At 48.1% G+C, this 13745-nt stretch carries 16 protein-coding genes; all 16 read right to left on the bottom strand.

The features are described 5' to 3' along the window. Positions 1–26: 26 nt before the first annotated feature. The 16 genes from KD909_RS02295 to KD909_RS02220 all read right to left on the bottom strand — a co-directional run bounded on the left by KD909_RS02295 (position 27) and on the right by KD909_RS02220 (position 13742). The gene (locus tag KD909_RS02295; protein WP_012727352.1) at positions 27–245 is read right to left on the bottom strand and encodes a DUF1146 family protein; all 219 of its coding nucleotides are present in this window, start codon (positions 243–245) and stop codon (positions 27–29) included. Between the two features lie 200 nt (positions 246–445). Beyond that, positions 446–1636, bottom strand: coding sequence for an EAL and HDOD domain-containing protein (locus tag KD909_RS02290; protein ID WP_211782236.1), 1191 nt, complete (start codon positions 1634–1636; stop codon positions 446–448). A gap of 150 nt (positions 1637–1786) precedes the next feature. Continuing rightward, positions 1787–2197, bottom strand: coding sequence for a F0F1 ATP synthase subunit epsilon (locus KD909_RS02285; RefSeq protein ID WP_012727354.1), 411 nt, complete (start codon positions 2195–2197; stop codon positions 1787–1789). 28 nt (positions 2198–2225) lie between these two features. After that, positions 2226–3644 (bottom strand): F0F1 ATP synthase subunit beta, encoded by a 1419-nt coding sequence (gene atpD, locus KD909_RS02280; protein WP_012727355.1) that lies wholly within the window; start codon positions 3642–3644, stop codon positions 2226–2228. Between the two features lie 34 nt (positions 3645–3678). After that, positions 3679–4536: an ATP synthase F1 subunit gamma gene (atpG, locus tag KD909_RS02275; protein ID WP_012727356.1), complete on the bottom strand. Its 858-nt coding sequence runs from the start codon at positions 4534–4536 to the stop codon at positions 3679–3681. Between the two features lie 36 nt (positions 4537–4572). Continuing rightward, on the bottom strand, positions 4573–6081 hold the full coding sequence (gene atpA / locus KD909_RS02270; protein ID WP_012727357.1) for a F0F1 ATP synthase subunit alpha: 1509 nt from the start codon (positions 6079–6081) through the stop codon (positions 4573–4575). An 18-nt stretch (positions 6082–6099) separates the two neighbouring features. Next, a complete protein-coding gene (locus tag KD909_RS02265) occupies positions 6100–6633 on the bottom strand; it encodes a F0F1 ATP synthase subunit delta (RefSeq protein ID WP_012727358.1) in 534 nt (177 codons plus the stop codon). Beyond that, the gene (gene atpF, locus KD909_RS02260; RefSeq protein ID WP_012727359.1) at positions 6633–7160 is read right to left on the bottom strand and encodes a F0F1 ATP synthase subunit B; all 528 of its coding nucleotides are present in this window, start codon (positions 7158–7160) and stop codon (positions 6633–6635) included. Before atpF ends, KD909_RS02265 begins: the two co-directional genes overlap by 1 nt. A 71-nt stretch (positions 7161–7231) precedes the next feature. Continuing rightward, complete coding sequence (gene atpE / locus KD909_RS02255) at positions 7232–7453, bottom strand: F0F1 ATP synthase subunit C (protein ID WP_012727360.1); 222 nt, start codon at positions 7451–7453, stop codon at positions 7232–7234. A gap of 65 nt (positions 7454–7518) precedes the next feature. Continuing rightward, entirely contained in the window at positions 7519–8256 is a 738-nt protein-coding gene (gene atpB, locus KD909_RS02250) for a F0F1 ATP synthase subunit A (RefSeq protein WP_012727361.1), read from the bottom strand. Beyond that, on the bottom strand, positions 8256–8663 hold the full coding sequence (locus KD909_RS02245; protein WP_012727362.1) for an ATP synthase subunit I: 408 nt from the start codon (positions 8661–8663) through the stop codon (positions 8256–8258). Before KD909_RS02245 ends, atpB begins: the two co-directional genes overlap by 1 nt. Next, entirely contained in the window at positions 8660–8887 is a 228-nt protein-coding gene (locus tag KD909_RS02240) for a hypothetical protein (RefSeq protein ID WP_012727363.1), read from the bottom strand. The genes KD909_RS02245 and KD909_RS02240 overlap by 4 nt, the downstream gene beginning before the upstream one ends. Positions 8888–9552: 665 nt before the next feature. Next, complete coding sequence (upp, locus tag KD909_RS02235; RefSeq protein ID WP_012727364.1) at positions 9553–10182, bottom strand: uracil phosphoribosyltransferase; 630 nt, start codon at positions 10180–10182, stop codon at positions 9553–9555. Between the two features lie 98 nt (positions 10183–10280). Beyond that, complete coding sequence (locus KD909_RS02230; RefSeq protein WP_211782235.1) at positions 10281–11495, bottom strand: hypothetical protein; 1215 nt, start codon at positions 11493–11495, stop codon at positions 10281–10283. A gap of 204 nt (positions 11496–11699) precedes the next feature. Next, positions 11700–12398, bottom strand: coding sequence for a hypothetical protein (locus KD909_RS02225; RefSeq protein ID WP_211782234.1), 699 nt, complete (start codon positions 12396–12398; stop codon positions 11700–11702). A 108-nt stretch (positions 12399–12506) separates the two neighbouring features. Further along, complete coding sequence (locus KD909_RS02220) at positions 12507–13742, bottom strand: sensor histidine kinase (protein ID WP_211782233.1); 1236 nt, start codon at positions 13740–13742, stop codon at positions 12507–12509. Between the last annotated feature and the right edge of the window lie 3 nt (positions 13743–13745).

Raw genomic sequence — 13745 nt, 5'->3', positions numbered from 1 at the left:
ATTACAGTTTGTTAAATATTCTGCGACTACTGTATAGGTGCGAGCGCCTGCGCCAGTCGAATATACTCCAAAAAGAACTGGGCAATCAGCGAACCGAAGACAACCGCTACGAGGACGCGCAAGACAGCAGCTTGCGGACTCCTCACTTGATTGAGCACCTTGTCCCATTTGACGGGTAAGAGTGCCCACCAAGCAACGTAGATCGCTATGATATAAATCGCTAGCGAAAATACGGTATTGACCATCGACGATTCCCCTCTTTTCTAAAATTCGTACCATTTTCAATCATATCATGACATGTTAGAGAAAAAAAGACTTAGGGTCTTAAGCTTCGAGCGGTTTGAACCATTCGATCAACTCACTTTCTCTACAAGCACACCAAAAGGGACGTCATCAGCAGTAAGGCCTTACTACAGTAATTGACGCCCCTCACATATTTCAAACATTATTCAATCGATTCGTCAAGGCTACGAGACCATCGAATCGCTTCGACGTAATATTGAGACCAATCCGAATCTGTGTTATGGAGTGGAATCGTCAACTGTTCGTAGGCAATCACATCCTCTAACAACTTTCGCAAACCATTCTGTTCACCGAGTAACGCTGCCTTAACAGGAGGCGCCACCGGAAGCTCTGCAATCAACGTTTGCATCGCCTCATCGAGAATGACGTCGAGTGATGAGAAGATCCCTGTAATGAATGCATCAAACGGTAATACATCTGTCAATGTATCCTCCGCAATCAACTCCATCATTTTTCCGCGGATGACACTCTGTTTGATCAGTTCTTTCGATTCAGAGGTCTGCATCTCCCGTAAGAGCATCAAATACGACCATCGTTTCAACTCATCTAGTCCGATTCGTGCGACGGCTTGCTCGATGGATTGAATGGTATGTCGACCTTTTTGATACACCGTATTGACCGTACGGAGCATCTTATAGGATAAGTCGACACTTCGCTCAATTTGCGCTGAAATCCGTCGGAAGCTCGGTTCCGGACGATCGAGTTCTTTTAACATTTCAATGAGCGTGTGACGCAACGGATGGACTTCGGCCCCGTGCTCCACGATGGGACGACTAAAGAAGTATCCTTGGAACATCTTATATCCGAGTCGTTTCGCAATCTCGTACTCTGCGGGTGTCTCGATTTTTTCCGCCAAAAATTCGATTCGGTGTCCGAGCGCATCAATCAATTTTTGCTGCTGGTCTACCGGGGTCGCTTGATAGTCGATTTTGATGATGTCGGCGAGTCCAATCAATGGGCGATACTTCTCTTCAAATACGAAATCATCCAATGCAATTGTATAACCTTGACGTCTCAACGAGCGGAGAGACTGTAATACCTTTTCCGTCGGTTCGACATGTTCGAGCACTTCGACGACGAGCGATTGACGTGGTAGCAACGAAGGCACTTCCCCTTCAATCAACGTCTGAGGGAAGTTGATGAACGCACGCGTCCCTTCTGTCAATTCCCGAAAATTGAACACAAGGTAAGCGTTATGAATGACGTCAGCCGTTGCTAACGAATCATCTACATTCTCAAAAATATTATTTTCGCTGCGGCGATATAACAATTCGTAGCCGCAAACGCGTAATTGTTGGTCAAAAATTGGTTGTCGCGCAACGTAAACTTTCATTCCCTAATCTCCTTTACGGTAGTTCCCACCTTTATTATCGGTCTTCTCCCATATATTTTTTACTAGTCCCGGCATTTAGAAGCACGACAAAAGACTCATATTTTCCGAAAGCAACAAAAAAACTCCCACACTTTCGTGTGAGAGTCATTCTTATTCTTTCATATCGCGAATGCTTAAGCGGTTGATCGCTTTTTTGAGCGCAAGTTCTGCACGACGGAATTCGAGTTCCGAGAGTTTCGTGTCTTGAAGACGACGCTCGGCACGAACTTTCGCCGCAGAAGCGCGGTCATAGTCAATCTTATCCGCCATTTCGGCTGTTTCAGCTAAGATCGTCACCGTGTCGGGACGAACTTCCATGAAACCGCCGCTGATTGCGATCAGCGTGCGTCCACCATCTTCGTGGCGCAGCTTGAGGACTGAGACGTCGAGTGGCGTCACCATCGGGATGTGCTTCGGTAAAATACCAAGCTCACCAGTGACCGATTTGGCGATGACCATTCGTGCGTCTCCTTCAAAGGCTGCACCATCCGGGGTGACGACGTTGACGTGAACAGTATTCATCGTCTAGTTTCCCCCTTCCGCGTAGGTCTTAGACCAACGTCTTCGCTTTTTCGATGACGTCTTCGATTGGACCGACGAGACGGAATGCATCTTCAGGAAGATCGTCGTGTTTACCTTCGAGGATCTCTTTGAAGCCGCGTACTGTCTCTTTGACTGGCACGTACGAACCTTTTTGGCCCGTGAACTGCTCAGCCACGTGGAAGTTTTGTGATAAGAAGAACTGAATACGACGTGCACGGTGAACCGTGAGTTTGTCGTCTTCAGACAACTCGTCCATCCCGAGGATAGCGATGATGTCTTGAAGTTCTTTGTAACGCTGAAGCGTCTGTTGAACGTTACGTGCAACCTCATAGTGCTCTTTCCCTACGATTTCAGGAGAGAGGGCACGTGAAGTCGATGCGAGCGGGTCAACGGCTGGGTAAATCCCCATCTCCGAAAGACGACGCTCAAGGTTTGTTGTTGCATCAAGGTGGGCGAACGTTGTTGCCGGAGCCGGGTCCGTGTAGTCATCGGCTGGTACATAAACCGCTTGAATCGAAGTTACCGATCCTTTTGCAGTCGATGTGATTCGCTCTTGAAGCATACCCATTTCAGTCGCAAGTGTCGGCTGGTAACCTACCGCCGATGGCATACGTCCGAGAAGGGCTGAAACCTCAGAACCTGCTTGTGTGAAACGGAAGATGTTATCAACGAAGAGAAGAACGTCTTGTCCTTGCTCGTCACGGAAGTACTCTGCCATTGTCAAACCAGTCAAGGCAACACGGAGACGTGCACCAGGTGGTTCGTTCATCTGACCGAAGACCATCGCTGTTTGCTTGATAACGCCTGAGTCCGTCATCTCGTGGAACAAGTCATTCCCTTCACGCGTACGCTCACCGACTCCTGCGAATACAGAAATCCCGCTGTGCTCTTGCGCGATGTTGTTGATGAGTTCCTGGATGAGGACGGTTTTCCCTACACCGGCACCACCGAAGAGGCCGATTTTACCACCTTTGATGTATGGTGCGAGAAGGTCGACGACTTTAATCCCTGTTTCAAGGATTTCAACTTTCGTTGACAATTCGTCAAATGTTGGCGCTTGACGGTGAATCGGTGCACGAAGCACGTCAGCTGCCACTTCTTTATCATCGATCGGGTTACCGAGAACGTTGAAGACACGTCCAAGTGTCGCTTCTCCAACTGGTACCGAAATCGGTGATCCTAAGTCAAGTACTTCCATACCGCGGCGAACGCCGTCAGTTGAGTCCATCGCAATCGTACGGACCGTGTCGTCACCAAGGTGAACAGCTACTTCGAGCGTCAAGTCGACACTAACATCGTCCGCTGTCGCTGCCACGTGTGTGACTTTGAGAGCGTTGTAGATGTTCGGTAAGTGGTTGTCGAACTTTACGTCGATAACTGGGCCCATGACTGCGACTACGCGGCCTTTCATGCCGTATTCGTTCATCGTGTTAGCCTCCTACAATCTAGAGGGCGTGCGCTTACTCAAGCGCCGACGCACCTCCGACAATCTCTGTGATTTCTTGTGTGATCGCTGCTTGACGCGCGCGGTTGAATTTGAGTTTGAGTCCGCGAATGAGTTCATCCGCATTGTCTGTCGCACTCGACATCGCCGTCATCCGGGCTGCGTGCTCTGACACTTTCGCATCGAGCAATGCGCCGTAGATGAGTCCTTCCGCATAACGTGGGAGGAGCGCCGCTAAGATCGTTTCTTCTTCTGGTTCGTATTCATACATCACATTGGATGCGGACTGTTCGATATCCCCGAGCGGGAGCAATTGTTGAATCTTCACTTCTTGGCTGATGACCGAGATGAACGAGTTGTAGCAAAGCTTCAATTCATCAATCTCGCCCTCGCTGAAGGCACCTACCGTCTGTTTGACGATTTCTGCGACTTCAACAAAAGTTGGTTGGTCGTTTAGCCCTGTCATCGCGCTATACACCGGAATGTTGCGTGACTTGAAGAACTGGACACCGACTTTCCCGATTACGTAAAGACGATACTCATCTGTTGATGTGTGCTTGTCTTTGAGTTCACGGTACACGTCACGCAAGACGCTGGCGTTGTATCCACCTGCGAGTCCGCGGTCTGACGTGATGACGATATAACCAGTCCGTTTGACGGGACGTACTTGAAGCATCGGGTGTGTCGCGCCTGATGTACCACCGGCGATCGACGAGATGACTTCTTGCAACTTGTCCATGTACGGCTTGAAGTTGGCGTTGTTCCCTTGGGCCCGGTTCAACTTCGATGCCGACACCATGTTCATCGCTTTCGTGATTTGCTTCGTGCTTTGGGTCGAGGTGATCCGCATCTGGATCTCACGTAATGATGCCATTTCGATTCACCACCTTAATAGACGCTCGTCACCGGATTAAACCGATGGCGAGAACGTCTTTTTGAATTCCGTAATTGCGTCGACCATTGCCTCGTCTGAAGGAAGGTTTCCTGTCTGACGGATTTCACGGCAGAGGTCTTTACGGTTTTGGTCGAGCCATGCGTTCATTTCTGTTTCGAAACGACGGATGTCTGTGACTGGGATGTCATCGAGATGACCTTTCGTGAGTGCGTAGATGATGATAACTTGCTTGTCTACAGAAAGCGGTGCGTTCAAGTCTTGTTTCAAGACTTCAACCGTACGCTGACCACGGTTCAACTTCGATTGTGTCGCTTTGTCGAGATCTGATCCGAACTGAGCGAACGCTTCGAGCTCACGGTAAGACGCGAGGTCAAGACGAAGTGTACCAGCAACTTTCTTCATCGCTTTCACCTGTGCCGAACCACCAACACGCGATACCGAGAGACCTGCGTTGATCGCTGGGCGTACCCCAGAGAAGAAGAGGTCCGACTGAAGGAAGATCTGACCGTCTGTGATCGAGATAACGTTTGTCGGGATATATGCTGAGATATCCGATGCTTGTGTCTCGATGAACGGAAGTGCTGTCAATGAACCACCGCCGAGTTCGTCGTTCAACTTCGCTGCACGCTCAAGAAGGCGTGAGTGGAGGTAGAAGACATCCCCTGGGTAGGCTTCGCGGCCTGGAGGACGACGGAGAAGGAGCGAGAGCTCACGGTAAGCTGCCGCTTGTTTCGAAAGGTCATCATAAACGACGAGGACGTGTTGTCCGCGATCCATGAAGTACTCACCCATCGATACCCCTGCGAATGGTGCGAGGTAAAGAAGTGGTGCCGGCTGTGATGCCGATGCCGAAACGACGATTGTATAGTCGAGCGCTCCGTTTTGACGAAGCGTCTCTACTACGCCACGTACAGTCGATTCTTTCTGACCGATAGCAACGTAGATACAAATCATGTTCTCTTCTTTTTGGTTGATAATCGTATCGATGGCAACAGATGTTTTACCTGTCTGACGGTCACCGATGATGAGCTCACGCTGACCACGACCGATTGGAACGAGGGCGTCAATCGCCTTAATTCCTGTTTGAAGTGGTTCGTGAACCGATTTACGTGCCATAACGCCGTAAGCTTTACGCTCAATCGGGTTATACGTGTCAGTTACGATTGGTCCAAGACCATCGATTGGTTGTCCGAGTGGGTTGACGACACGTCCGAGGAGTGCCTCACCAACTGGAACTTCCATGATGCGACCTGTACGTTTGACAGAGTCGCCTTCTTTAATACCTTTGTAATCGCCAAGGATGATAATCCCGACGTTACCTTCTTCTAAGTTTTGCGCCAAGCCCATTACGCCGTTAGAGAACTCTACGAGTTCCCCCGCCATAACGTTATCGAGTCCGTGTGCACGAGCGATACCGTCACCTACTTGAATGACTGTACCTGTCTCGCTGACTTCGATTTCAGAACCGTACGAAGCGATTCGTTCTTTTAGCAGGGCGCTGATTTCTTCAGCTTTGATTGTCATTGAATTCACCCCTATTTCTTACGCATTCAACAATTCACGCTCAAGGCGTGTAAGTTTCGTTTCGATCGTATCATCGTACGTCGTGTATCCGACTTGGACACGGAGTCCACCGATGACTTCTTCATCGACGACGTTCTTCAATTGGAGCGTCTTCCCGAGCTTCTGTCCGAAGACGAGTTCGACGTCTTTCAAGTCTGTTGCCGACAACGGGTAGGCGCTTGTGACAATACCCTCTGCAATCCCACGGTAGTCGTTGATCAATTCGCGGACGTAACGTGGCAATGCGCGAACCTCTGCCGCACGGTCGTTTTCGACCATGACGAGAAGTGTGTTCACGACAATCGCCGTCATATCACCAAAGCTGTCTTTTAAAAGCTGTGCAAGCTCGCTGTCACTGACTGCCGGATTCGTTAAGAGATCCATGAGCTCAGGAGTCGCGTGGAGCACTTCATCGAGCAGACGCACTTCCGCTTCGACTTGGTCGAGCGTGCCTTGTTCCCGCGCTAAGTCGAAGAGCGCTTTGGCATAGCGTTTTGCTAGTGATGCGTTCATCAGTTCGCACCTTTCGCTTTAGACAGGAAGTCTGTGACGAGGGCACGTTGTTTCGCTTCATCGCCTTTAAGGTCTGATTGAAGGACGTGGCGTGCTGCCGAAAGCGCCTGTGTGACGACTTCCGTTTGAAGAGATTGTTTCGCAAGCTCACGCTCACGCTCAATCGCTTTCTCTGCCTCGATTTTAATTTGTTCGGCTTCCAAACGCGCCTGCTCCACCAAGCGTGCTTGTTCTGCTTCTGCTTGTCGACGGCTTGCGTCGAGCATTTCTTTTGACTCAGTACGTGCTGCACTGAGTGCGTCACGTTGTTCAACGACATAATGTTCCGCATCTTTGCGGCTCTTTTCAGCGAGTTCAATTTCGTTCGCTACATACTCTTCACGCTGTCTCATCATTCCAAGGAGTGGTCCCCAAGCAAATTTCTTCAACAGGGCCAAGAGTACGAGGAATGTGAAAATTGTAAAGATCATATCCAGAATGCGGAGGCCTTCGCCGCCAGCACCAGCTGCAATCATCATCGTATCCATGCATACCCTCCTCTTGACTAAATAAGTGAGGGAGACGTGCTCCCTCTCATGCTATTCTCGTTAACTCGGAATCAAGAGTTGAGGAGAAGGAAACCGACAGCCACACCGATGATCGGGAGGGCCTCAACCAAACCGATACCGATGAACATTGTTTGACGAAGTTCGTTTTTGAGTTCTGGTTGACGTGCTTGTCCTTGTACTGTTCCGTATACGATCAAACCGTTACCGATACCAGCTGCGAGTGCTCCAAGTCCGATAACAAGTGCTGTTGCGAGAAGATTAAGTTGTTCCATTGTGTATATTCCTCCTAAAAGTTAAGTAAATAATTTGTTTGTAACGCTTTGGCGAGATGTCCGAATCAATGTTCGGCCGAAGCTTTGTGCCCGATGTACACCATTGCAAGCGTCAGGAAAATGTAGGATTGGATAACCCCGATAAAGATTGAGAAACCTTGCCATAGAATCATTGGGAAGACCGCAAAGATTGCACCGAGCGGGTTGAGTGCGCCTTCGGCTGTAATCGCGAGTCCCAAGATGATGGTAATCATGATTTCACCGGCAAAGATGTTACCGTATAGACGCAAACCGAGCGTCAACGTGTTCGCAAACTCCTCGATCAATTTGATCGGAAGCAAGAACCAGACTGGTTTTACGAATTCCGCTGAATAGTGCTTGAACCCGTGTAGCTTCACCCCGTAATAGTGCGACATTGCAACGACGAGTGTCGACAACGCCAAGGTTACGTAAGGATCGGCCGTCGGTGAGTTGAACCACAAATAGTGTCCGGAAATGACGTTAAACGGTAGACCCATCAAGTTTGAGAAGAGAATGAACAAAATCAACGTCATCCCAAATCCAATAAAGCGTCCTCCTGTCTTCCAGTCCATCGCACTTGCGATGATTCCACGTACGAACTCCGCGAAGAATTCCATGAAGTTTTGTTTGCCAGTCGGCTTCATTGCCAAACGTCTTGTCCCCCAAATGGCGAATACGAAGACGAGTAACGCTGCAACTAGCACTGTAATGACGTTCGTCCAGCTCCCGTATAACGTATAGTCCCCAAAGTGCAGAGAATATGTGGGAAACTCATGACCCATTAATATTCACCTCTTTTCCTGCTGAGCTGGGCAAGTGTAAACTCGCCAAATTGTATGATGTGGCCGGCGATTAGACCAGTTACCACCGCGATGACGGACACTCGATCCTCGTAGAGAAGACCGACTATCACTGCTAACGCACCGACCGCCATTCTTGAAACGGTCCCGTGCGACTTTGGTCGTCGTCCATGCTCGATGACGTCATACATGCGTATGACACTTCGATTCTGCATATGTAGAATGATGAGACTTCCGACCCCACCGATGAACAATCCGAGAAAAACGGCTTTGTACATCGGGACGATGAAGGCGCCAACTAACAAAATTGCAAACCAGACGGTAAACCATTTCGTATAACGCTTCATCAACTCTTTTTGTGCTTTTCTGTCTGCTTGAATCGTATTCATTCGTCCTCTCCTGTCAATAAACTCCGAAGGGTGAGAACTAGCGCCGTAACCCCGAACACGAGTCCAAGGATAATCGACACATTCCAACCAAACGTGCCCCAAAATTCACGTCTTTCGCCGTACTGTCCGACGAGATAACCGATGACGATCGGTCCAGCAAGTGCTGTCGAGATTTGTGAAGCGAGTGAGGCATAGGATAGATAACGATTGTCTTTTTTCGCCATCCAAATCCCCCTTTCGAGTCTCACGTACTCCCTTATCTTTCACGAATTCACACTCGCGTGACCATCAAAAGTCACACAAGTTCAGAGTAATAGAAATGGCATAAGAAGTCAATGAATTTCACAATTATAAAAGCGCTTTAAATCAAGTCGTATCAATAGTTTTACGCACTTCATAAACTAAACGATCGAGGCACTTTTTAAAGAAAGTGTGAAGAAACGTTGAAATAAAAATGTTGACTTTATAACATTTCACAAAAGGAATCAGATGAAGAATAGTTCAGTTATACCCCCACGTTTTGGAAAATTCAATCGGTAAACGCTTACGTTCACAAAGAGTTACGAAACGTCGGTTGACTTCATTTTGAAATCGTTTTCAACGTCCTGTATCAGTATACCGAGGATGTTTTTACCATGTCGAGCGATTTCGCCCATTTTTTTGTGAGGAATCTCATCCGGTTCAAAATCGCTTCCTCACCACTGGTTACATATCCGAAATAGCGGAATTCTATTTAAATAGGAAAGAATAGATATATTCCATTCTCGTTCGCCATTCTTCTCGCTCTAGTTTTGTGTCTATTTTGTGACATCTGTAAATGATAAATATTTTTCGTGTCAATCGTCAAAAAAAAGCGAAAATCGCACTGGCGATTCTCGCTTTTAAGTCATTACTTCGTACCAAACAAACGGTCACCCGCATCCCCAAGTCCAGGAACGATATAACCGTGGTCATTTAATTTTTCATCGAGTGCAGCAAGATAAATCTCTACATCCGGATGTTCTGCTTGTACACGTTCTACGCCTTCTGGTGCTGCGCAGAGGCATGCCAACTTGATTGACTTCGCTCCGTGTTTCTTGAGTGATGCGATCGCATCAACAGCAGAACCACCAGTCGCGAGCATCGGGTCAACGACGATAAAGTCGCGTTCTGTGACGTCTGTCGGAAGTTTCAAGTAGTATTCGTGTGGCTCAAGCGTTTCCGGATCACGGTAAAGACCGATATGACCGACTTTTACGTTCGGCATCATTTTGAGGAACCCATCCACCATACCAAGTCCTGCACGTAAAATAGGGACAATTCCCAATTTCTTACCGGCAATCATCTTTTGCGTGGAAACAGAGACCGGTGTCTCGATTTCTACGTCTGTTAGGGGTAGGCTGCGCGTGATTTCGTATGCCATAAGTGAAGAAACTTCGTCGACGAGTTCACGGAACTGTTTCGTCCCCGTCTCTACTTTACGCATAATCGTCATTTTGTGCTGAATCAAAGGATGGTCATAAACATGTACTTTTCCCATCTTGCTTCACTCCTCTCTCATTCTCTCTCGAGCATTGTACCCTAAGTCTGTTGAGATGGGTAGAGCCAACTTCTAATTTATCAAAGGTCAGACGCCACTTATGGCTGATTGATCTGGAAATAGTCATTGGCTGGAAGTTCATACGATTGTGATGTGTGTGGATCGACTAAATAGAGTTCTGTTTCCGTCTTCCATACATCAAAGGATTGCTCGGTCAATTCTTCATACAGATGCAAGTCTCCGATTTTGAAAGCTACAGACGGTTTTTCATGCGGCTGAATATGAGACAAAGCGTCAAACAATTCTTGCGTTTTCGGTCCGTCTAACCAGATTGTATCTTGATCCGATTCAAAAACGGCTAGGCGCGTCTCTCCTTCGGCCGGGCGCGTGGACATCTTGTTTGTCACAGGACGGCGGACATGTCCCCAGATTTCGAGGACCGTTCCATATGTTTTCGATAACGACAACGACGTCTCTTCAGTCACATCTTCTTCAATCGGTTGATCCGATAAGATGATGCGTTTCATGAGTTCTCGGTGATCTCCTTTTAGTGAGAGCTCTTCTTCTTTCGGGTCGACTTTCATGTAAGGAGCCTCATACATACTCGGAAGCACGAGTTGTCTGAGCGAGGGCGCCTCACCGATTTGAAGGGTGAGACGATCATCCGCCCGCCTCGTCAAGAAGACATACCCTTCATTTTCTCCGCTTTGAAACGGGTATAGTTTTGGTTCAATGATTGGGTCAAGTGTACGCCCGTTTCGAATCGTCTCGAACGTCACATAGATTGCCCCCGTATCCGGCGTCTTGTAACGAAAAGCTGAATCGGATATCACTTCTTCATGCGTCTCGTTCAAGTTGAACGTACTGGTAACCGATTTAAGGTCGTCGATACGCTCAAACTCAATCGTCGAGACCACTTTCGACTCTTGAAAACGCTCTGGCTCGAGCGCTTCAAACGCTTGAATGGGCTCTACGGCAAATGTTCGCTCCATCAACTCATTGCTGTTCGCACAGGTGACATATCGTTCATCCCCCGCTGCAAAATATTTCACTGTTTTGGAACCGAGTACTTCATAGAGCGGATGATGAAACGTCACTTCCGCCACCTTGGCTCGTCGCTCGGGCAAGACATCTGTCGGACGACGCTCACAGTATGTAAGTAGCTTCTCTTGTGTTTGTTTCGTTAATGGTATCTCAGGATCTTGCTCGACTCGATAGGAAGACAAAGGACGTAATTCAATCGCGTTCAACGTCTCGGCACCACATCCACTCAACAAGATACAACTGAGTAAGATTCCCCAATACGTACGCATTGATGTCCCTCCTCATTCCCAATTAGGTGGAAACCACCTAAATTTTTCTTGTACATCATAACATATAACCTATTTTTGTGATGATTTCAGAATTATTACGTTTCTGATGATTTGATAAAAGCGGTCCAATCCATTTTATGCCTCAACGTCTAGCCACAAAAAAAGAACTAATCCATCAAAAGATTAGTCCTTTTCGTCACACCATCAGTCGTTTTCTCGCTCATCTTCAGGTGAGTCATCTTGAGATGAGTCGTCCTGCGAAGAATCATCTCGTTCGTTCTGGTCGTCCTCCGATTCACGGTCGACTTCAACAACCTCCCCTTTTTGATTCAGTTCAAGTTTGACAAGGTCGCCGACACGCGGGGTGTCATCATCGATTTCAGAACGTGAGGCAAGAGGATAGACGTTGTCTTCCCCATCGATTTTAATCGTGACTTCTTGATTTGTGAGTTTGACGAGCGTGCCGTAAACATACATATCATCCTCACCACTCTCACGGTCCACTTCCTTCACTTCATCATCTCGGTTCAATTCGAGTTTTACCCGGTCACCCACTTGCGGTGTATCGTCATCGATTTCATGTGTCGCCGCTAAAGGGTATGTCGACTCTTTTCCATTGAAGCTGATGGTGACATCTTCTTTCGATAACTTCACGAGCGTCCCGTATAGTTCGTAGTCGTCCCCATCTCCCACTCGCGCTGCTGACGAATCATCTGATGCGCTACTTGAGCCATCCGATGTAGCAGAGTCATCTGGGTTGTCCGTTGATCGATCGTCACTCGCTTGATTGATTGCTTGTGGCACGATGACCGTATCCGTCTGGTTCCCGTTTACGTAAAATCCAATTCCAACAATTGCCATGACGGCTAATAATGCGCCGATAATCCAACCGATGCGTTTCATGTTTATTTCCTCCTCATGATGTGTTCTTCTTATTTTCATCATAAGCCTCTTCCGTGAGAGCAGATTTAAGGCTTCATTAGAAGTTGATGAGAAAATGCGAAATATTCATCATCGAGTCAGGAAAAATATACTGCCATCCGGATGATTCGATCTACTTCCAATCGTCCACTCGTTCAAATCCGCCACTTCTTTCGCAATCGCGAGACCGAGACCGCTCCCACTTCGATCGCGCGCTTCATCCAATCGATAAAATCGGTCGAACAGCCGATTCCTCACATCATCCGTTAGAACGGGTCCTCGATCGCGTACCTCAATCCGATCACTCTTCAAATGAAGACTCGTCTCTTCCGCATATTTCAAACTATTGTCTAATAGGATGACAAGAATCCGCTGTAACGACTCACGATGACCGAACCAGCTTCCTGTAGCTTCAATAGGTAACTGGACGCCGTGCGACCGTACAAAACGTTCTCCTATGGATTCCCCAAGTTCAGCTAAATCGATTTCTTCTCGCTCTACCTGTTCGAGTGCAGCGAACCGATTCAATTCGAGCATCGGTTCAATCAAATCATGTCGCATTTGGCGCGACTCCGTTAAAATGTGATCAATCGCTTCGGCACGTACACGCTCATCTTCTTGTCCCCACCGTTGCAATAACTTCGCATAGCCCTCGATGACGGTCAACGGTGTCTTGAGTTCATGTGAAACATCGGCGACGAAACGGCGTTGTTGTTCCATCGTCCCTTCGACTCGCTCAATCATATGATTAAATCCGTTCGAAAGGGTCGTCACTTCATCCTTTCGGTCAGCCACTTCGATCGTCTCTAACTTACCGGACTCCGTGATCCGCTCCATCGTCTCTGTCAATTGGCGTAACGGTGACAGACCTTGACGTAAAATCCACCACGTCCCGAGGAAGGTCAAGAGAACGGCAAGGAAGAACATGACGAGAAAAATGGTTGCGAGCGCTTGAATCGTATTGCTCACATCTCGATCCTGAAAGCCGAACGCCAGTCCATCCGTCGTCGCGACCACAAACCAATCATCGATGAGGGCCGGTTCCCCGTAATTGATGGGAAACGTCGTTCCGTCCGGCACTTCTCCTCCGATGATTCCCCATTCGCCATTTTCTTGACGTTCTAGCACGACACTGTCCTCATGTAGTGACAATACCGCATCGCTATTCCGGACATCTTCTTCTAATAGATTCAACGCCTGCAGTAACACGTCAAAACGCGAATCGACAATTTCCTGTCTGGCGACGAACCAGGTTACGCCAAAGGAGACGAGAAGAAGCAACAACATGAACCCTGTCATCGCCCACGCAATTTTTGTTCGTAGCATCGG

Origin of the sequence: Exiguobacterium sp. PFWT01 (genome assembly GCF_018255795.1) — a bacterium.
Classification (GTDB): Bacteria; Bacillota; Bacilli; order Exiguobacteriales; family Exiguobacteriaceae; genus Exiguobacterium.
Note: the sequence above shows the minus strand (reverse complement) of the source record. Positions and strands in the feature narration are given on the sequence as shown.

Bases quoted from the DNA above. Each gene is read 5' to 3' on its own strand.
- KD909_RS02295 (WP_012727352.1), bottom strand. From the start codon at position 245: ATGGTCAATACCGTATTTTCGCTAGCGATTTATATCATAGCGATCTAC.
- KD909_RS02290 (WP_211782236.1), bottom strand. From the start codon at position 1,636: ATGAAAGTTTACGTTGCGCGACAACCAATTTTTGACCAACAATTACGC.
- KD909_RS02285 (WP_012727354.1), bottom strand. From the start codon at position 2,197: ATGAATACTGTTCACGTCAACGTCGTCACCCCGGATGGTGCAGCCTTT.
- atpD (WP_012727355.1), bottom strand. From the start codon at position 3,644: ATGAACGAATACGGCATGAAAGGCCGCGTAGTCGCAGTCATGGGCCCA.
- atpG (WP_012727356.1), bottom strand. From the start codon at position 4,536: ATGGCATCATTACGTGAGATCCAGATGCGGATCACCTCGACCCAAAGC.
- atpA (WP_012727357.1), bottom strand. From the start codon at position 6,081: ATGACAATCAAAGCTGAAGAAATCAGCGCCCTGCTAAAAGAACGAATC.
- KD909_RS02265 (WP_012727358.1), bottom strand. From the start codon at position 6,633: ATGAACGCATCACTAGCAAAACGCTATGCCAAAGCGCTCTTCGACTTA.
- atpF (WP_012727359.1), bottom strand. From the start codon at position 7,160: ATGGATACGATGATGATTGCAGCTGGTGCTGGCGGCGAAGGCCTCCGC.
- atpE (WP_012727360.1), bottom strand. From the start codon at position 7,453: ATGGAACAACTTAATCTTCTCGCAACAGCACTTGTTATCGGACTTGGA.
- atpB (WP_012727361.1), bottom strand. From the start codon at position 8,256: ATGGGTCATGAGTTTCCCACATATTCTCTGCACTTTGGGGACTATACG.
- KD909_RS02245 (WP_012727362.1), bottom strand. From the start codon at position 8,663: ATGAATACGATTCAAGCAGACAGAAAAGCACAAAAAGAGTTGATGAAG.
- KD909_RS02240 (WP_012727363.1), bottom strand. From the start codon at position 8,887: ATGGCGAAAAAAGACAATCGTTATCTATCCTATGCCTCACTCGCTTCA.
- upp (WP_012727364.1), bottom strand. From the start codon at position 10,182: ATGGGAAAAGTACATGTTTATGACCATCCTTTGATTCAGCACAAAATG.
- KD909_RS02230 (WP_211782235.1), bottom strand. From the start codon at position 11,495: ATGCGTACGTATTGGGGAATCTTACTCAGTTGTATCTTGTTGAGTGGA.
- KD909_RS02225 (WP_211782234.1), bottom strand. From the start codon at position 12,398: ATGAAACGCATCGGTTGGATTATCGGCGCATTATTAGCCGTCATGGCA.
- KD909_RS02220 (WP_211782233.1), bottom strand. From the start codon at position 13,742: ATGCTACGAACAAAAATTGCGTGGGCGATGACAGGGTTCATGTTGTTG.